Below are 18,411 nucleotides of genomic sequence, written 5' to 3'. Positions count from 1 at the left end.
GGGCCCTTGCCGTGGATCACGCCGTCGACGCTTTCTCGACGGTCAGCGGGTCACGCCTCGAAGACCTCGCGGACCAGCTGCTCCTGCTCGGCCTGGTGCCGCTTCGCCGAGCCGACGGCCGGGGACGAGCCGTGCGGCCGGGAGATGCGGCGCAGACGCTCGCCGTGCGGGATGTCGGCTCCGACCGCCAGGTCCAGGTGGTCGATCAGGTTCAGGGCGATGAACGGCCAGGCGCCCTGGTTGGCCGGCTCCTCCTGCACCCACAGGTACTTCTCGGCGTTCGGGTACTTGTTCACCTCGGCCTGGACCTCGGCGCCCGGCAGCGGGTACAGCCGCTCGAGGCGGATGATCGCCGTGTCCGTGATGCCGCGCTTCTGCCGCTCGGCCTCGAGGTCGTAGTACACCTTGCCGGCGCAGAAGACGACCTTCTTCACCGCGTCGGCCTGGACCGACGTGTCGCCGATGACCGGGCGGAACTGGCCCGTGGTGAACTCCTCCGCCTTCGACGCGGCGGCCTTCAGGCGCAGCATCGACTTCGGGGTGAAGACGACCAGCGGCTTGTGGTGCGGGTTGTGCACCTGCCACCGCAGGAGGTGGAAGTAGTTCGACGGGAGCGTGGGCATCGCGACCGTCATGTTGTTCTGGGCGCAGAGCTGGAGGAAGCGCTCGACACGGGCCGAGGAGTGGTCCGGGCCCTGGCCCTCGTAGCCGTGCGGCAGGAGCAGGGTGACGCCGGACGTCTGGCCCCACTTCTGCTCGGCGGCCGAGATGTACTCGTCGACGACCGTCTGAGCGCCGTTGACGAAGTCGCCGAACTGCGCCTCCCACATCACGAGCGCGTCGGGGCGGGCCAGCGAGTAGCCGTACTCGAAGCCCATGACCGCGTACTCGGACAGCAAGGAGTTGTAGACGTTGTAGCGCGCCTGCTCCTCGGCGAGGTACTGGAGCGGGGTGTGCTCCTCGCCCGTCTCGCGGTCGATGAGGACCGCGTGACGCTGGCCGAACGTGCCGCGCTGGGAGTCCTGGCCGGACAGCCGGACCGGCGTGCCCTCGAGGAGGAGGGAGCCGACCGCGAGGGTCTCGCCCATGCCCCAGTCGATCGTGCCGTCCTCGACCATCGACGCCCGGCGCTGCAGCTGCGGCAGCAGACGCGGGTGGACGTGGAAGTAGTCGGGGATGTTGACCTGCGACTCGGCGATCCGCTTGACGGTCTCGGCGGAGATCGCGGTGTTCACGGCGACCGGGAACTCCGCCTGCGGGTCCGACACCGGGCCGGCGCTCGGCTGGGCCGTGACGGCCTCGCGGACCTCCGTGAAGACCTTCTCCAGCTGCCCCTGGTAGTCCTGCAGCGCCTGCTCGGCCTCTTCCAGGGTGATGTCGCCGCGACCGATGAGGGACTCGGTGTAGAGCTTGCGCACCGAGCGCTTCTTGTCGATCAGGTCGTACATCAGCGGCTGGGTGAAGGCCGGGTTGTCCGACTCGTTGTGACCGCGGCGGCGGTAGCAGATGAGGTCGATCACCACGTCCTTGTTGAACGCCTGGCGGAACTCGAAGGCGAGCCGCGCGACGCGCACGACGGCCTCCGGGTCGTCGCCGTTCACGTGGAAGATCGGGGCCTCGATCATGCGCGCCACGTCGGTGGCGTACATCGACGAGCGCGAGGACTCCGGGGCGGCCGTGAAGCCGACCTGGTTGTTGATGACGATGTGGACCGTGCCGCCGGTGCGGTAGCCGCGCAGCTGCGACATGTTCAGCGTTTCGGCCACCACGCCCTGGCCCGCGAAGGCCGCGTCGCCGTGCAGGGCGACCGGCAGGACCGTGAAGTCCGAGCCGCCCTTGTTGATGATGTCCTGCTTGGCGCGGGCGATGCCCTCGATGACCGGGTCGACCGTCTCCAGGTGGGAGGGGTTCGCGGCCAGCGACACCTTGATCTGCTCGCCGTCCAGGCCGGTGAAGGTCCCCTCGGCGCCCAGGTGGTACTTCACGTCGCCGGAGCCGTGCATCGACTTCGGGTCGAGGTTGCCCTCGAACTCGCGGAAGATCTGCGCGTACGACTTGCCGACGATGTTCGCGAGGACGTTCAGCCGGCCGCGGTGGGCCATGCCGATGACGACCTCGTCGAGACGGGACTCGGCCGCGCTGTCCAGTACCGCGTCGAGCAGCGGGATGACGGACTCGCCGCCCTCCAGCGAGAAGCGCTTCTGGCCGACGTACTTCGTCTGCAGGAACGTCTCGAAGGCCTCCGCCGCGTTCAGCCGGCGCAGGATGCGCAGCTGCTCCTCGCGCTCCGGCTTGGTGTGCGGGCGCTCGATGCGGTCCTGGATCCAGCGGCGCTGCTTGGGGTCCTGGATGTGCATGAACTCGACGCCGGTGGTGCGGCAGTACGAGTCGCGCAGCACGCCGAGGATGTCGCGCAGCTTCATCAGGGACTTGCCGGAGAAGCCGCCGACGGCGAACTCGCGCTCCAGGTCCCACAGGGTGAGCCCGTGCTCGGTGATGTCGAGGTCGGGGTGCTTGCGCTGGCGGTACTCCAGCGGGTCGGTGTCGGCCATGACGTGGCCGCGGACCCGGTAGGAGTGGATCAGCTCGAAGACGCGGGCGGCCTTGGTGACGTCGTCGTCGTGGCTGGCGTCGATGTCCTTGAGCCAGCGGACCGGCTCGTAGGGGATGCGCAGCGCCTCGAAGATCTCGTCGTAGAAGCCGCTCTCGCCGAGCAGGTAGTTCGCGACGATCCGCAGGAACTCGCCGGAGGCCGCGCCCTGGATGACCCGGTGGTCGTAGGTCGACGTGAGCGTCATGACCTTGGCGATGCCGAGCTTGTTCAGGGTGTCCTGGCTGGTGCCCTGGAACTCCGCCGGGTAGTCCATGGAGCCGACGCCCATGATGACCGACTGGCCGGGCATCAGGCGCGGCACGGAGTGCACGGTGCCGAGGCCGCCGGGGTTGGTCAGGGAGACCGTGACTCCGGTGAAGTCGTCCATCGTCAGCTTGCCGTCGCGGGCGCGGCGGACGATGTCCTCGTAGGCCTGCCAGAACTCGAAGAAGTTCAGCGTCTCGGCCTTCTTGATGCCGGCGACGACGAGCTGGCGGTCGCCGTTGGCCTTCACCAGGTCGATGGCCAGGCCGAAGTTGACGTGCGGGGGCTTGACGAGGGTGGGCTTCCCGTCCTTCTCCGCGTAGTGCCAGTTCATCGACGGCATGGCCTTGATGGCCTGCACCATCGCGAAGCCGATCAGGTGCGTGAAGGAGATCTTCCCGCCCCGGGCGCGCTTGAGGTGGTTGTTGATGACGATGCGGTTGTCGAACAGCAGCTTCACCGGGACCGCGCGCACGGACGTGGCCGTGGGCAGCTCCAGCGAGGCGTTCATGTTCTTGGCGACCGCGGCGGACGGGCCGCGCAGCGTCACGAACTCCGGGCCCTCGGGGGAGGCGGGCGCCGCCGCGGCGGCGGGCGCGGGCTTCGCGGCGGCGGCCGGCTTGGCCGCGGGGGCCGGGGCAGCCTTCGCCGGAGCCGGAGCGGCGGCCGCGGGCTTCGGCACGGCGGCCGGAGCAGGAGCGGGAGCCGGTGCGGCAGCGGGAGCCGGCTGGGCCGGGGCGGCGGGCGCGGGGGGCGCGGTGGTGGTCGCTGCGGCCCCCGCGGCCGCAGTACCCGCCGTAGCCGAGGGGGCAGCGGCCCCTGGCTTGTAGTCGGCGAAGAAGTCCCACCAGGCGCGGTCTACCGAATTCGGGTCCTGGAGGTACTGCTGATAGATCTCGTCGACGAGCCACTCGTTCGGTCCGAACGCGGCAGCGGGGTTCTTGCCCGCTTGGTCTGCGTCGGTCGAGATGCTCGATGCGTTACTGGGGGACTGTGGCGACACGGCGGCAACCGCCCTCTTCCGCTTCACAAGGTGATGGACAGCGGGAATAAAGGCTACGCCCCCCGGAGGGGGAGAGTCAGGCCGGGCCCGTCCATCGTCGCGTAAGTCACATCGGAAGGTGAGTTTCGGGGGTGGAAATGGCGGGAAACAAGCGCGGTTGCGCGTCAAAAGGGTGTGTTGATGTCCGTCACGCACGACGGGCGTGCGGACCCTTCGCCGACCTGCGGCGGCGCTCTGCCTGATCACACGTGTCCGACTGGGCGAACACCGGTGGATCTTGCGGCTCCGCTTCGAACTTTACGTCAACTTGGGATGGAGGACTCTCCCGGAAGAGTGACAAGAATCCGACAGCCTCGCTCGGATTCGGCCACTCCGATCCGGCCTCCGTGGAGATCGACCGCCCAGCGGGCGATCGCCAGCCCGAGCCCCGTGCCGCCGTCGCTGCCCGGACCGTGCGGCCGGCGCACGGCGCCCCGGTTGAACCGCTCGAACACGCGTCGCCACTCCGAGCGCGGAATGCCGGGCCCCTCGTCCAGGACCTCGATCTCCAGCGACTCCGGCAGCGGCCCGCGCCGCGCCTTCACCGTCACCCGTCCGTGCGGCGGGCTGTGCTTGACGGCGTTGTCGATCAGGTTGGCGACGACCTGGTGGATGCGCTCCGGGTCCGCGTGCGCGGTCAGCTCCGGCGGGCACACGTCCAGGTGCAGATGGACGTCCGTGCGGGTGTGGCTGCCGCCCGAGCCCATCGTGGCGCGCGCCGAGGCGACCATGTTGGCCTCCTTCAGCACGCCCGACAGGTACGGCCACACCTCGAAGCGCCGCCTGCGCAGCGGGACGACGCCGTTGTCGAGGCGCGACAGGTCCAGCAGGGTCTCCACGAGTCGGCCGAGCCGCTCCGTCTGCTTCAGCGCGGTGCGCATCGTCTCGGTGTCCGCCTCGGCGATGCCGTCGACGACGTTCTCCAGGACGGCGCGCAGACCGGCGATGGGCGTGCGCAGCTCGTGCGAGACGTTGGCCACCAGCTCCTTGCGCTGCCGGTCCTGCGCCTCCAGCTCGTCCGCCATGACGTTGATCGTCTGGGCGAGGTCGCCCAGCTCGTCGCGGCGGTTCTCGCTCACCCGGCGGGTGTAGTCACCGTGCGAGATGGAGCGGGCCACGGTGTTCATCTCGTCCAGCGGCGCGGTCAGCGAATGCGCCACGAACTGCGTGATGAGCAGCGTCGCGACCATCGAGAAGACCGTGATGAAGCGGAGCTCCGTCTTGGTGTGCACCGCGATCATCGACAGACCGGTGGTGATCAGCACCGAGATGACGACCAGCGCGCCCAGCTTGGTCTTGATCGAGAACGGGCGCAGACGGCCCCAGGGCTCCCCGGTTCCGGGAGCGGGGCTTCTGGGTCCGTCCGGCCCGGGACTCATGGCGTCGGGGTCTCCAGCGCGTAGCCCACGCCGTGCACCGTGCGGATCCGCTCGGCGCCGATCTTCCGGCGCAGCGCCTTGATGTGGCTGTCGACCGTGCGGGTGCCGGAGGCGTCCGCCCAGTCCCAGACCTCGGCGAGGAGCTGCTCGCGGGAGAGCACCGCGCGCGGGGTGTTCGCCAGGCAGACCAGCAGGTCGAACTCGGTGGGCGTGAGGTGCACGTCCTCCGAGCGCACCCGCACCCTGCGCTGCGCGTGGTCGATCTCCAGCTCGCCGAGCCGCAGGATCCCGCTGCGCGGCGTGGTCGCGGCGATCGCGGCCCGCTCCACCCGGCGCAGCAGCACGTGCACGCGTGCCGCGAGCTCCCGCATGGAGAACGGCTTGGTCATGTAGTCGTCGGCGCCCACGCCGAGCCCGACCAGCATGTCGGTCTCGTCGTCGCGCGCGGTGAGCATCATCACCGGCACCGGGCGGGCGGCCTGCACGCGACGGCAGACCTCCAGGCCGTCGAAGCCGGGCAGCATGATGTCGAGGATCAGCAGGTCGGGCTGCCAGGCCTCTGCCGTGTCGACGGCCGCAGGGCCGTCGCCCGCCGTTTGCACGAGGAATCCCTCGGCGCGCAGGCGGGCCGCGATGGCGTCGACGATCGTCGGATCGTCCTCGACCACCAGGACGCGCCGCTGCGCGCCCGGTGTGGCGGTCGCCGTGCTGTTGTGTGCGGTGTGTGTCTGCTCCATCGCCCGCCCCTGAGTGTGCTTTCCGGAACCAGTGGGGTGATCCCATGTCTGCGCATGACTGCGGTTGACGCCTAAATGATCGGCGTCAGGGGTGCAGCGTACGGGGAGTCACCACGGCTTTGCTATCCAGGCCGGACGGCGAGATGCACGACGTCCGGCACTCCTCGGGCAACGGGGATCTCTTCGGTACGCACCTGCCGGAACCCGGCATTCCGCAAGGTTCCCTCGAATTCCGGAGAGGGCCGGGCAGACCAAACGGCCAGTACGCCGCCCGGTCTCAACACTCGTGCGCAGTCCGCGAGTCCACCGGGGGAGTACAGGCTTTCGTTGCCCTCGGTGACGGTCCAGTCGGGCCCGTTGTCGATGTCGAGGCATACCGCGTCGAATGTGTCGTGAGTCTCATGGACGTAGTCGAGCAGATCCGCTGCCACGATCCTCGACCTGGGGTCGGCGATCGCCGGCCCGGACAGCGCGGCCAGCGGGCCGTCGAGATGCCAGTCGATCACGGCCCGCTCGCGCTCCACGACCGTGACCTCGCCCCAGTGCGGGTCGGCGGCCGCGTGGGCGAGCGAGAAGCCCACGCCCAGGCCGCCGATCAGCAGACGGGGGTTCGCGCGGTCGTCGAGCGCCGCACGCGCGGCCGCCACCAGCAGGCGCTCCGAGCGGCCGTCGGAGGTGTCCATCAGGAAGCAGCCGTTGGCGATGATCTGGAGCAGCTTTCCGTGCCGACGCAGGACCACCTCGCCGTAGGGGCCCTCGCGACGGTCCAGCACTTCCGGGGCGTCGGGCATGTCGTACGGGAGAAGCATGTGTCCATCCTGGCAGTCCGCCGGGGGCCGGGCGAGGGAAATCCGGGTGCGGCGGGCGCAGTTGACGTACGGACGTTCGAGCCGGGTTCGGGTCGTATGAGAATCGCCCGAGAGGAGTCTCAGAGGTTTCTGTGAATCCGCCCAGGCGTGGCGCGGATCACAGACAGGGGGCGTGCGGGGCGCGAAGGGTGGGGGTGAAACGGAAGGAGCGCCTCAGGTGGAGCGCACGACCTCACCCACGAGCCCGCCCCTGCCCGGCGTCGCGGAACTGCCCGACGCCGCCGGTCTGCTGGACGGCATCCCCGGCCAGCGTGGCGCGCGGCCCCTCCCGGCGCCCGTCGAACGGCCCGGCGCACAGTGCGCAGCAGGTCCGGCCGAGCCGCCCGTGCGGACGAGCACCGCCCCGCGTCCCCGGCGCCGGGCAGGATCGCGCGTGCGGGTCCCCGTACCCTTCACCCTCGCCTACGCGGCCGTCCTCGCCGTCACCTCGTATGTCGCCGCGCACGCCGACCCCGCCCTGGTGTACGCCCTGTACCAGGGCTCCAGCACCGATGTGACGCACCTGCTGCAGACGCCGGGGCTGGTCCTGGTGGCCAGCGCGCTGTGGGTGGCGGGCGGTTTCGCCTCGCCCTTCACCCTCGGATTCGTGGTCGTCCTCACCGCGCTGGAGCGGCGGATCGGCGGGGCCCGCACGGCGGTGGTCTTCCTGCTCGGGCATGTGCTGGCCACCCTCGCGACCGAGGTCCCGGTGGGTCTGGCCGTGCTGGTGGGCCGGCTGCCCGACAGCTCGCTCCACCGCCTCGACTACGGCATCAGCTTCGGCGTCGCCGCGAGCGTCGGCGCGCTGGCCGGACTGCTCGGGCCGTGGCTGCGCGCGCTCCTGCTCGTCGCGTTCGGCGGGATGCTGCTGCAGGACCTGATCGCCTACACCGACCCGCTGACCAACTGGGGCCATGTGATCGCGCTGGCGATAGGCGTCGCCCTCTGGCCGTGGGTCCGGCGCTGGGACCTGACGGGCCGGTCGTCCCGTCCTCGGCAGGCGGCGTCGCTGCCCGCGGCGTGAGCGTCGCGGGCAGCGACGCCGGGAGTCGAGCGGGCGGGTCCCGGCCGGACCCGTGCGGTCGGACACGTCCGGGGCCGGACCCGTGCGGGGCCGCACCCGTTCGGGGTCGGACGCATCGAGGGGCGGGGGCCCTGGAGGTCGGACAAGTTCCGGTCGGGCGGGCCTCAGTCGTCGGAGTCGTGCGGGCCTCAGTCGTTGAACCGGACCGTGCCGTCCTCGCACAGGGTCGGATGGAGCTTCATGGGGCCGTACTCGTCCACGTCGGACGGGCGGGGCGGTTCGGGACCGTCGGGGCCCAGCCGGATCATCCGTTCGACGCGGCAGACCCGGAACAGGCGGCCCTCCACGCTCGCCTCGTCCGCCCGGCCGGCCGCCCTGAACGCCTCGGCGGCCCGCGCGTAGAGGGCCTTCTTGCGCTCGTCGAAGCGGTAGAGCATCGCCCAGACGCGGGCCATCCCCTCGTACAGCGCGCGGCGCGCCTCGTGCGGGGTCGCGGCCAGCGAGCCGAACGGCGTCCAGTCCGTGCCCTCGCGCTCCGCCACCGAGAAGCCGACCGGCAGCCGGACCACGTCCGGGTGGGTCAGCGCCGCCCGTGCGGAGTCCTCGCGGACGTCGGCAGGGAAGCGGGCGCCCGTGTACGTGAAGTCGCGCAGTCCCAGCCGCAGCGCGCCCGCCATCGGCCCCTCGTCCCGGCCGGGGTCGAGGGCGAAGCCCACGTCCGGCGACGGAGCGGCTCCCGGGTCCTCCCACGACGCGCCCGGGACCTCCGGATCGGTGGGCCGGGGCGGCTCCAGCCCGTCGTCGCCGGTCCGGGCGAACTCGTCGCCGCGCACCACCCGGTAGCGCACCCCCAGTGCCTCGACCTCGTCCGCGGGAGCCCTCTCCAGCACGGCGACGGCGGTCAGCAGCTCCCGCCGCACGGCCGGGTCGCCGGCGCCGTCCTTCGCCTGGAACCACAGGTGCGAGTTCAGTCCGTCCCGGGCCTGCTGGGGCATGCCGTCCACCACCGGCTTCAGCAGCCGCCAGCACGGCCCGTCGGCGGCCGGGTCCAGCGCGGCGACGCCGAAGACGGGCCCGCGCAGCGCGATGTGCGGATAGCGCCTGGATGCCTCGACGGCGTCCGCCTCCGTCACCCAGGCGACGGGGTCGTCGCGGAGGACCAGCTCCGCGTGGAGGGCGTCGAGACGTCGCTTCCAGTCATCGGTCATAAGCGCATTGTGGTCGGGGCGCAGCGCCGCTTCGGGGTGAATGCCGGAAGTGGGCGGGGTACGGGCAGGGGGCGCGGGGGGCGTGGCCCGTCGTGCGGCGGTGCGGGGTGCGCCCCCTCGGCCGGCGGAGGTCGCCCCTGTGCGTCCCCCGTGAACTCCGCGCTCGCCGGCGACGACTCGCGCCCTGCGCCGCAGGCTCGTACAGTGCCCGCCCTCCCGTCGTCCGGCACCCCCTGCCGGAGCGGTGATGATCGCCCACAGCGAACGGAACGGTCCGCGGGGAACATTCAGGGGCTCAGGTGCATTGAGTCGGCATAGCTCAACTTGACTGCCGAAGGGGAGATCATGGCATCGACGTCCGCTCCGCTCACTCTGCCCGTGCTGCCTCTTGATGACGAGGTCGTGCTCCCCGGCATGGTGGTTCCGCTGGACCTCAACGACGCCGACGTACGCGCTGCGGTGGAGGCCGCGCAGGCCGCCGCCCGTTCAACACCGGGCAAGCCTCAGGTACTCCTCGTGCCGCGTGTCGACGGCACGTACGCGAGCACCGGTGTGCTCGGCACCGTCGAACAGGTCGGCCGGCTGGCCGACGGCGACCCGGGCGCGCTGATCCGCGGCCGCGGCCGCGTGAAGATCGGCGCCGGCACGACCGGGCCCGGCGCGGCGCTGTGGGTCGAGGGGACGAAGGTCGACCAGACCGTCCCCGAGCCGCTGCCCGGTCACGTCGCCGAACTCGTCAAGGAGTACAAGGCGCTCGCCACCGCCTGGCTGCGCAAGCGCGCCGCCTGGCAGGTCGTCGACCGCGTCCAGGCCATCGACGACGTCTCCGCGCTCGCCGACAACTCCGGCTACTCGCCGTTCCTGACCACCGAACAGAAGGTGGCGCTCCTGGAGACCGCCGACCCGGTGGCCCGCCTGAAGCTCGCCACCCAGCAGCTGCGCGACCACCTCGCCGAACAGGACGTCGCCGAGACGATCGCCAAGGACGTCCAGGAAGGCGTCGACAAGCAGCAGCGCGAGTTCCTGCTGCGCCGCCAGCTCGAAGCCGTCCGCAAGGAACTGCGCGAGCTGAACGGCGAACAGGAGGGCGAGGAGTCCGACGACTACCGCGCCCGCGTCGAGGCCGCCGACCTGCCCGAGAAGGTCCGCGAGGCCGCCCTCAAGGAGGTCGACAAGCTGGAACGCTCCAGCGACCAGTCGCCCGAGGGTTCCTGGATCCGCACCTGGCTGGACACCGTCCTCGAACTTCCGTGGAACGAGCGCACCGAGGACCGCTACGACATCCGGGGCGCCAGGTCCGTCCTCGACGCCGAGCACGCGGGCCTTGAGGACGTGAAGGAGCGCATCACCGAGTACCTGGCCGTGCGCAAGCGCCGCGGCGAGCGCGGTCTGGGCGTGGTCGGCGGCCGGCGCGGCGGCGCGGTCCTGGCCCTCGTGGGCCCGCCCGGCGTCGGCAAGACCAGCCTCGGCGAGTCCGTCGCGCACGCCATGGGCCGCAAGTTCGTCCGCGTCGCCCTCGGCGGCGTCCGCGACGAGGCCGAGATCCGTGGCCACCGGCGTACGTACGTCGGCGCGCTGCCCGGCCGGATCGTGCGGGCGATCAAGGAGGCCGGGTCGATGAACCCGGTGGTGCTCCTCGACGAGATCGACAAGGTGGGCTCCGATTTCCGGGGCGACCCGGCGGCGGCCCTCCTCGAAGTGCTCGACCCGGCGCAGAACCACACGTTCCGCGACCACTACCTGGAGGTCGAGCTCGACCTGTCGGACGTGGTGTTCCTGGCCACCGCCAACGTGCTCGAAGCCATCCCGGAGGCCCTGCTCGACCGCATGGAGCTGGTCCGCCTCGACGGCTACACCGAGGACGAGAAGATCGTCATCGCCCGCGACCACCTGCTCCCGCGCCAGCTGGAGCGCGCGGGCCTCGCGGCGGACGAGGTCACCCTCGAGGAGAGCGCGCTGCGCAGGCTCACCGGCGAGTACACCCGCGAGGCGGGCGTGCGCACCCTGGAGCGGACCGTCGCGCGGCTGCTGCGCAAGGTCGCGGCCCAGCACGAACTGGGCGAACGGAAGCTGCCGTTCACCATCGGAAGCGAGGACCTGCGCGCTCTGATCGGCCGGCCGCACCACGTGCCCGAGTCCGCCCAGGACCCGGCCGAGCGCCGGACCGCCGTGCCCGGTGTCGCGACAGGTCTCGCGGTCACCGGCGCGGGCGGCGACGTCCTGTACGTCGAGGCCTCGCTGGCCGACCCGGAGACGGGCGCGGCGGGCCTGACCCTGACCGGTCAGCTCGGCGACGTGATGAAGGAGTCGGCGCAGATCGCGCTCAGCTTCCTGCGCAGCCACGGGGCCGAACTGGAGCTGCCGGTGGGCGATCTGAAGGACCGGGGCGTGCACATCCACTTCCCGGCGGGCGCGGTCCCCAAGGACGGCCCGAGCGCCGGCGTCACCATGACGACCGCCCTCGCGTCCCTGCTGTCCGGCCGGCTCGTGCGCACGGACGTGGCGATGACCGGCGAGGTGTCCCTCACCGGCCGGGTCCTGCCGATCGGCGGCGTGAAGCAGAAGCTGCTGGCCGCGCACCGGGCGGGCGTCACCACCGTGATCATCCCCAAGCGCAACGAGCCCGACCTGGACGACGTCCCCGCGGAGGTGCTGGACACGCTCGACGTCCACGCCGTCACGGACGTCCGCCAGGTGCTGGAGCTGGCGCTCGCGCCCGCCGCGAACGGCGCGACGCCGGAGGTTCCCGTGGCGGCGTGACGGACGCCGTGGGAGGGACGAGGGCCCGGGACCCGTGGGGACCGGGCCCTCGTCATGCCCCGGGGGCGGCCCTGCGAGCCGCCGGGCGGCGCCTGCGAAATACTGAGGAGCTGCGCCGATGGCGGCGACCGGCGAACAAAAGCAGAGGTGCTGACGTGCACGAGGACACAGACGGCGACGGACGCGGGGACGAGTCCGGCGCGCCGTCGCGCGGGGTGGAGCGGGACGACCGGGAGTTCCTGTCCCTGGAGCGGGAGCTGACGGTGCTGTTCCGCCGGGCCCGCGCCAACCAGGGGGAGATGGCCCGCGAGGTCCATCCGGACCTGGAGTCCGCCGCCTACGGGCTCCTCGTCCGGCTGGAGGAGTGCGGTCGGCAGCGGGCCACCGAGCTCGCCGCCTACATCGGCGTCGGCAAGGCCACCATGTCGCGCCAGCTGCGCGCCCTGGAACAGCTCGGCCTGGTCGCGCGCGCACCGGACCCGGCGGACGGCCGGGCCTGGCTGGTCGACCTCACCGAGGAGGGCCGCACCCGGGTGAGCCGGGTCCGCGAGGCCCGCCGTGAGCGGTACGTCAGCCACTTCTCCCACTGGGACCGCGTCGAGGTCGAGGAGCTGGCACGACTGCTGCACCAGCTGAACCGGGGCATGGAGAAGTAGCCCGAGAAGCAGCCCCACCGGGCCGGAACCACCGGGCCGGAACCGTCGGGCCGGAACCGTCGGCGATGGCGATGGCGATGGCGATGGCGTCGGGGCCGCCGTGGCCGGGCCCGGGCGGGCCGGCGATGGCGTCGGGGCCGCCGTGGCCGGGCCCGGGCGGGCGCGGTCACGGCTCCACGCACACCACCGTCGCGTCGTCGTGGGTCTTCGCCCGGCCGAGCAGGGGCCGTCCGGCCGCCTCGTCCGCCCGCTCCAGCTCCCGCACCCGCGCCACGAGCGCCCGCGCCCCCTGCTCGCCGACGAGGGCGAACAGGTCCCCCCAGTCACCCTGGCGGAACAGCTCCGCCCAGCGCCCGGCCCCGTCCGACAGGGCGACGAGCGACCGGACCTCGCCGCGCGGCACGGACCCCGTCACCGCGCGGGCCGCCACCGACGGATCGGCCGCCGCCGTGAAGAAGCCGCCCTCCCGGTTGCGCAGCGTGCCGTCGACGACGGCGGCGCTGCGCAGCAGGGCGCGCGGCACACGGGCCAGCCGGTCGTCCTGGACGGCGGTCACCGCGCCCTCGGGCGAGGCGAGCAGCAGCGTCGCGTCGCACAGGACCAGGTACTCCACCGTCCGCGGCGACCAGCGTGCCAAGACCGCCGTCGCCTGAGGCGTGCGCGGGTGAGAAAGGTCACAGGTTTCCGCATGGGCCTCGGCGGTACGTGCGATGGCGAGGGCGAGCGCCCCCGCCAGCGGAACATCCGTGAGCGAAACGGTCAGTTCGACCAGGGCGCCGCCCAACCGTGCCGTGAACCAGGGGACCGAATGCAGACAGCCCCCGCCGTCCCTCGGCGGAGTCACCCCGTCCAGGAGGACGAACGAACCTCCCTGCCCGGAGGCGGCGAGCCCGACACCCGCGAAGTCCTCGTTGGGGCGGGCCCGATCGCCGGCCTCCGAGACAAGTTCCGTACGCATCCGGCCAGTCTGCACGAGCCCTTCACAGCCTTCGCGAAAGACCGGCAACACGCGCCGAACGGATACACCGTCGCAGGTCAGACGCCTGTTTTGGGCGGGAATGAAGCACTCCGGGAACGCGTGTCGGCGAATACTGCCAAAGCCCGCCGCCCACGTCCAACCGGCCGACCGGACGGGGCTGCTGCACACGCCGGAGGAACTTGCCCGCCAACTCCCCTCCGATGTTCACTCCTTCGGGTGGCGGGGCCGACGATGCGCGACCCCTGCCCACCGGCACTGGGAGGGTCGGGAGCCGTACCGGACGTAGGCGTCAGTTGACAGAGCGTCACATCCGGCCCCTGGAACACGAGTCAGGAATGCGAGCACCGGTGCAGAAGACGCGGCCTCGGCGTACAGGCAGGCAGACGGCCTCCGAGGGGGGCGCGGAGCGCACCCCCGTCGGCAAGGGCCGTCCGACCCATGTGCGCAACCGGCTGATCGTCGCGGTGGCCGTGGTGGCCGCCGCCATCGCCGGCGCCGGCGCCCCCTCCATCCTGGCCGCCTCCGGCCAGCTCAAGGACTCCCAGGACCTGGTCACCCTGGCCGAGCAGACCCAGGACGCCCTCGCCCTCGCCCAGTCCCTCGCGGCCGAGCGCGACGAGGTCACCGCCTATGTGGCGGCCGGGCGCGTCAAGTCCCGGGCCCCCTCCACGCAGAGCAGCACCAAAGTGGACCTCCAGGTGCGCGAGCTGACCGCCGAGACCGACGTCTCCGCCGCACTGCGCGCCGCCCTCGCCGCCGTCCCCTCCGCGCGGCGGTCGGCCCTCACCGGCAACAGCACCGCACTGCAGGCGCACCAGGACTACTCCGAGGCGATCGCCGCGCTTCACGCGCTCGTCGACCGGCTGGCGGAGGACACACCGCCCCGCGCGGGCTCCGGCGCCTACGCCTTCGCCGAACTCGACACCGCCGTCCAGCAGGCCGCCGCGACCCGCGGACTGCTGCTCGCGGCGCTCAGCGTGCCGACCACCACCGAGACGGACTACGACCCCGCCACCGGCCGGACGAGCACCGAGAAGGTCTCGAGCGACGCCGACGCCGCCCGGCGCGACGCCCTCACCGCCGCCGCACAGCAGGCACGGCTGCGCTCCGACGCGGCCCTCGCCGACTTCCGCGAGGGCGCGCCCAAGGAGGCGCTGGCCTCCTACGACTCCACCGTCACCGGCGGCGACGTCGACACCGCCGAGGCCTATCTCGCGTCCCTCACCGACCAGCCCAGGCTGAGCGACCGCGAACTCGGCACCGGCGTCAGGAAACTGGACGTCGCGCTCTCCGCCCGCGTCGACCTGATGCGCGGGGCCGAGGCCTCCCTGTACGGCCACCGCGCGGAGGAACTCGCCCGGTTGCGCGACGACGACGTCACCGGCCTGGAGATCCGCGTCGCCGTCCTCGGCGCGCTGATGCTGCTCGCCGTCGCCGTCGCCACGGGCATGGCACGCAGCCTCACCCGCCCGCTGTCCGTGCTGCGCCGCGGATCGGCCAGGCTCGCGGAGGCGGAGAACCCGGCGGCCGAGGAACCGGTCGCGTTCACCGGCCGCAACGACGAGTTCGCCCAGGTCGTGCGCTCCGTCAACGCCCTGCACGAGCACGCCGCGACGCTCCACGAGCGGGTCGCCACGCTGGAGTCCGACCGCAAGCACCTCGTCGGGCAGCGCCAGCGGATGGCCGACGCCCGGGAGGAGCTGCGCGCCGAACTCGGCGACGCGGCGGCCCAGCTGGACGGTCTGCGGGACACCATCAGCGGCACGTTCGTCAACCTCGCCCTGCGCACCCTGGGCCTGGTGGAGCGCCAACTCGCCGTCATCGAGGGCCTGGAGGAGCGCGAACAGGACCCCGACCGGCTCGCCACCCTCTTCAAGCTCGACCACTTCGCCACGGTCATGCGCCGGCACAGCGAGAACCTGCTGGTGCTGGCCGGCACCGAGCACGTCCAGCAGCACGCGGGCCCGATCCCGCTGGTGGACGTGGTCCGCGCCGCGGTCAGCGAGATCGAGCGCTACGAGCGCGTCCGGATCTCCGCGCTCCCGCCGCACGCACACGTGGCGGGCTTCGCCGCGGACGACCTCTCGCACCTGCTGGCCGAGCTGATGGAGAACGCCACCTCGTTCTCCCCGCCGGACCTGCCGGTCGAGGTCTCAGGCTGGCTCCTGGAGAACGGCGAGGTCATGCTCTCCGTCCAGGACGAGGGCATCGGGATCACGGAGGACCGGCTGAGCCGCCTCAACGCCCGCCTCGCCGAGTTCGACCCCGCGACGCCGTACGACCAGGAGGGCGAGGACGGTCTCGGCCTCGGTCTGTACGTGGTGGCCCGGCTCGCCCACCGGCACGGGGTGCGGGTGCGGCTGCGCGAACAGAAACAGGGCGGTGTGGCAGCGGTCGTCGTCCTGCCGGCCCCGCTGCTGGCCGCCGCCCCGGCCGCCGCGATCCCGGCGACGTCCCCGGCCTCGGCCGCCACCCAGAGCTTCACCCTCCCCGGCGCGGACGCGGAGGCCAACTCCAACGTCCTGCCCGGCCGTTCGCCGTCCGCGGACCCGCTGGTCGCCATGGCGGAGCGGGCGGTCCGGGAGGCACGGCCCCCGGCGGAGCGGACGCCCGATCCCGCGCCGGCACCCGAGCCCACGCACGGTGAGCCCACGCACGACGAGCCCACGCACACGCCGACGCCCGAGTCCCTTGCGACGCCCGAGCCCACGCCGACGCCCGAGCCCGCGTCTGAAGCCGTGCCTGCGCCCATGGCGACGCCGACGGCGGATCCGGCGGCGCGGCCGCCCGTGGAACGGCCCGCCGAGACGACGATGGAACTCCTGCTGCCGAGCCTGCCGGACTCGCCGAACACGGCGGAGGAGAGCACCCGGTGGCGGGACGACGACCCCGCACCCGCAGGGGAGACGCCCGCGGTGCCGGCCGCGCGACCGGCACCGACCGCGCCGGTGGGCCCCGGGGCCCGGCCGGAACCCCGCACCAAGACCGACACCCGCAACGACACCGACACCGGAAACGACACGGACGCCGAGGCCGAAGCGGAGCACACCCGCACCCCCGACGCCCCGGAAGAGCTCGTCACCGACAAGGGTCTCCCGAAGCGCACGCCCAGGATCACCGCACCCGCACAGGCCCCGCGCCGGCGGACCGCCTCCGTCGACGCGGACGCCCTCCGCCGCCGTCTGGGCGGCTTCCGCCGGGGGGCGGAGGCCGGCTACCGCGACGTCGAAGCGGAGATCGCCGAACGAACGGGCCAGAACCGGGTCCCGTCGCCTTCCGCGGAACCGGACGCAGCGCGTCCGGCAGCTCAAGAAGTACACGCACACGCCGAAGAAGACACGGGGGGCACAGTCGAGGAGGCAAGCAGTTGACCGCGCCCAGTACCTTCGGACTGAGCAGTGAAGCCCGAAACCTGCACTGGCTGTTGAGCAACCTCGTGGAGGAGGTCCCCGGCATCCAGTCCGTCGCGGTCGTCTCCTCGGACGGCCTGCTGCTGCTCTCCTCCGACCCCGGCCGCAACGCCGCGGCCCGGCAGGCCAGAGAGACCCGGCCCTCCGGACCCCGCGGGTCCTCGGCGGACCTCGCCACCATCGTCTCCGGCATCGGCAGCCTCACCATCGGGGCCGCCAAGCTCATGGAGTTCGGCGGGGTGAAGCACACCATGGTCGCCATGGAGGAGGGCAGCCTCTTCGTCATGTCGATCAGCGACGGCTCGCTCCTCGGCGTGCACGGCTCCGCCGACTGCGACATGAGCGTGGTGTCGTACCACATGGCGCTCTTCGTGGGCCGCGCCGGACACGTGCTCACCCCGGAACTCCGCAGCGAACTGCGGAAATCCCTGGAGACCGAGACGACCGGGAGTCTGCGATGAGCACGGGCCCGAAGAACGTCAGGCAGCAGCTCCCGGTCCGCGGCGGCGACCGCAAGCCGGCCCGTGTGCGCCCCTATTCGCTCACCGGCGGCCGCACCCGCTTCGGCCACGTCCTCCTCGTCGAGACGTTCGTGGCGGCACTCGAGGCCCCCGAGGAACGGCGGGAGCTGACGGGCGGGTCGCTCAAGTCGACCGTCATGCCCGAGCTGCTGGCCATCGTCGAACTGTGCCGCCGGATGCGGACGGTGGCCGAGATCGCCGCGCTGCTGAGGATGCCGCTCGGCGTGGTCCGGGTGCTCCTCAGCGACCTCGCGGACCAGGGAAAGATCCGTGTGTACGGCACCGGTACCGCTCACGGTACGGGCCGTCCCGACCGCGCTCTGCTGGAAAGGGTGCTGAGTGGACTCCGTCGTCTCTGACGCCGCCTCCTCCCCTGGCGTCACCCCCTTCGTCGAACGCGACGAACCCCTGCAGCCCTGGCAGACGGACCGCACGCGGGCCCCCGTCGCCACGAAGATCGTGGTGGCGGGCGGCTTCGGAGCCGGCAAGACCACCCTGGTCGGCACCGTCTCGGAGATCGAGCCCCTCCAGACGGAGGCGCTGATGACCCAGGCGAGCGAGGAGACCGACGACCTCACCGGCACCCCGGAGAAGGTCACCACCACGGTCGCCATGGACTACGGCCGGCTCACCCTCGACGACGACCTGGTGCTCTACCTGTTCGGCACGCCGGGCCAGCAGCGGTTCTGGTTCATGTGGGACGACCTGGTGCGCGGCGCGATCGGCGCGGTCGTGCTGGCCGACACCCGCCGTCTGAAGGACTGCTTCCCCGCGCTGGACTACTTCGAGAGCTGCGGGCTGCCGTACGTGGTCGCCGTCAACCACTTCGACGGCAGTGACCTGTTCGAGCCCGCGGACGTGCGGGAGGCGCTGACGGTCCCCCCGCACATACCTGTCATGATCATGGACGCGCGACGCCGGATCTCGGTGATCGAGACCCTCCTGGCCCTGGTGGGCCACGCGCTCGACGAAACCCCCGAGTAATCCTCG

General features: G+C 72.2%; 13 protein-coding genes. 7 read left to right on the top strand and 6 right to left on the bottom strand.

Translation table 11 applies throughout. From position 1 onward, the window contains the following. Positions 1 to 50: 50 nt before the first annotated feature. From OHS82_RS15140 to OHS82_RS15125, 4 genes are all read right to left on the bottom strand, one after another. Positions 51 to 3,860 carry a multifunctional oxoglutarate decarboxylase/oxoglutarate dehydrogenase thiamine pyrophosphate-binding subunit/dihydrolipoyllysine-residue succinyltransferase subunit gene (locus tag OHS82_RS15140; RefSeq protein ID WP_057584185.1) on the bottom strand — a complete coding sequence of 1,270 codons (3,810 nt, stop codon included), beginning with the start codon at positions 3,858 to 3,860 and terminating at the stop codon, positions 51 to 53. Between the two features lie 302 nt (positions 3,861 to 4,162). Continuing rightward, positions 4,163 to 5,278, bottom strand: coding sequence for a sensor histidine kinase (locus OHS82_RS15135; RefSeq protein WP_057584184.1), 1,116 nt, complete (start codon positions 5,276 to 5,278; stop codon positions 4,163 to 4,165). Continuing rightward, on the bottom strand, positions 5,275 to 6,015 hold the full coding sequence (locus OHS82_RS15130) for a response regulator transcription factor (protein ID WP_057584183.1): 741 nt from the start codon (positions 6,013 to 6,015) through the stop codon (positions 5,275 to 5,277). Before OHS82_RS15130 ends, OHS82_RS15135 begins: the two co-directional genes overlap by 4 nt. A 122-nt stretch (positions 6,016 to 6,137) precedes the next feature. Further along, positions 6,138 to 6,824 carry a spermidine synthase gene (locus OHS82_RS15125; protein ID WP_328434013.1) on the bottom strand — a complete coding sequence of 229 codons (687 nt, stop codon included), beginning with the start codon at positions 6,822 to 6,824 and terminating at the stop codon, positions 6,138 to 6,140. 217 nt (positions 6,825 to 7,041) lie between these two features. On the opposite strand from OHS82_RS15125, the gene OHS82_RS15120 reads away from it, so the two are divergent. Next, positions 7,042 to 7,887 carry a rhomboid-like protein gene (locus OHS82_RS15120; protein WP_328434012.1) on the top strand — a complete coding sequence of 282 codons (846 nt, stop codon included), beginning with the start codon at positions 7,042 to 7,044 and terminating at the stop codon, positions 7,885 to 7,887. Between the two features lie 188 nt (positions 7,888 to 8,075). Here the strand turns inward: OHS82_RS15120 and OHS82_RS15115 are convergent, their stop codons facing one another. Further along, positions 8,076 to 9,095 (bottom strand): DUF5954 family protein, encoded by a 1,020-nt coding sequence (locus OHS82_RS15115; protein WP_057584177.1) that lies wholly within the window; start codon positions 9,093 to 9,095, stop codon positions 8,076 to 8,078. Between the two features lie 345 nt (positions 9,096 to 9,440). Between OHS82_RS15115 and lon the strand changes: the two genes are divergently transcribed. Beyond that, the gene (lon, locus tag OHS82_RS15110) at positions 9,441 to 11,855 is read left to right on the top strand and encodes an endopeptidase La (protein WP_328434011.1); all 2,415 of its coding nucleotides are present in this window, start codon (positions 9,441 to 9,443) and stop codon (positions 11,853 to 11,855) included. Positions 11,856 to 12,010: 155 nt separating this feature from the next. Further along, a complete protein-coding gene (locus tag OHS82_RS15105; RefSeq protein ID WP_057584170.1) occupies positions 12,011 to 12,511 on the top strand; it encodes a MarR family winged helix-turn-helix transcriptional regulator in 501 nt (166 codons plus the stop codon). A 166-nt stretch (positions 12,512 to 12,677) separates the two neighbouring features. On the opposite strand, the gene OHS82_RS15100 is transcribed toward OHS82_RS15105, so the two are convergent. After that, the gene (locus OHS82_RS15100) at positions 12,678 to 13,469 is read right to left on the bottom strand and encodes a hypothetical protein (protein ID WP_328434010.1); all 792 of its coding nucleotides are present in this window, start codon (positions 13,467 to 13,469) and stop codon (positions 12,678 to 12,680) included. Positions 13,470 to 13,837: 368 nt separating this feature from the next. Between OHS82_RS15100 and OHS82_RS15095 the strand changes: the two genes are divergently transcribed. The 4 genes from OHS82_RS15095 to OHS82_RS15080 are packed head-to-tail and all read left to right on the top strand — an operon-like array spanning position 13,838 to position 18,405. After that, on the top strand, positions 13,838 to 16,861 hold the full coding sequence (locus tag OHS82_RS15095; RefSeq protein WP_328434009.1) for a sensor histidine kinase: 3,024 nt from the start codon (positions 13,838 to 13,840) through the stop codon (positions 16,859 to 16,861). Continuing rightward, the gene (locus tag OHS82_RS15090) at positions 16,858 to 17,361 is read left to right on the top strand and encodes a roadblock/LC7 domain-containing protein (RefSeq protein ID WP_057584166.1); all 504 of its coding nucleotides are present in this window, start codon (positions 16,858 to 16,860) and stop codon (positions 17,359 to 17,361) included. The genes OHS82_RS15095 and OHS82_RS15090 overlap by 4 nt, the downstream gene beginning before the upstream one ends. Continuing rightward, positions 17,358 to 17,780: a DUF742 domain-containing protein gene (locus OHS82_RS15085; protein WP_057584164.1), complete on the top strand. Its 423-nt coding sequence runs from the start codon at positions 17,358 to 17,360 to the stop codon at positions 17,778 to 17,780. The genes OHS82_RS15090 and OHS82_RS15085 overlap by 4 nt, the downstream gene beginning before the upstream one ends. Then, positions 17,761 to 18,405: a GTP-binding protein gene (locus OHS82_RS15080; RefSeq protein WP_057584162.1), complete on the top strand. Its 645-nt coding sequence runs from the start codon at positions 17,761 to 17,763 to the stop codon at positions 18,403 to 18,405. Before OHS82_RS15085 ends, OHS82_RS15080 begins: the two co-directional genes overlap by 20 nt. The last annotated feature ends 6 nt before the right edge of the window (positions 18,406 to 18,411 follow it).

The sequence above is a fragment of the Streptomyces sp. NBC_00425 genome, assembly GCF_036030735.1.
Lineage (GTDB): Bacteria > Actinomycetota > Actinomycetes > Streptomycetales > Streptomycetaceae > Streptomyces.
The sequence above is the reverse complement of the archived record's forward strand: the minus strand, read 5'-3'. Positions and strand labels throughout refer to the sequence as shown.

Excerpts from the sequence above, each read along its gene's own strand:
- OHS82_RS15135 (WP_057584184.1), bottom strand. The coding sequence starts at position 5,278 with ATGAGTCCCGGGCCGGACGGACCCAGAAGCCCCGCTCCCGGAACCGGG.
- OHS82_RS15130 (WP_057584183.1), bottom strand. The coding sequence starts at position 6,015 with ATGGAGCAGACACACACCGCACACAACAGCACGGCGACCGCCACACCG.
- OHS82_RS15125 (WP_328434013.1), bottom strand. The coding sequence starts at position 6,824 with ATGCTTCTCCCGTACGACATGCCCGACGCCCCGGAAGTGCTGGACCGT.
- OHS82_RS15115 (WP_057584177.1), bottom strand. The coding sequence starts at position 9,095 with ATGACCGATGACTGGAAGCGACGTCTCGACGCCCTCCACGCGGAGCTG.
- lon (WP_328434011.1), top strand. The coding sequence starts at position 9,441 with ATGGCATCGACGTCCGCTCCGCTCACTCTGCCCGTGCTGCCTCTTGAT.
- OHS82_RS15100 (WP_328434010.1), bottom strand. The coding sequence starts at position 13,469 with ATGCGTACGGAACTTGTCTCGGAGGCCGGCGATCGGGCCCGCCCCAAC.
- OHS82_RS15085 (WP_057584164.1), top strand. The coding sequence starts at position 17,358 with ATGAGCACGGGCCCGAAGAACGTCAGGCAGCAGCTCCCGGTCCGCGGC.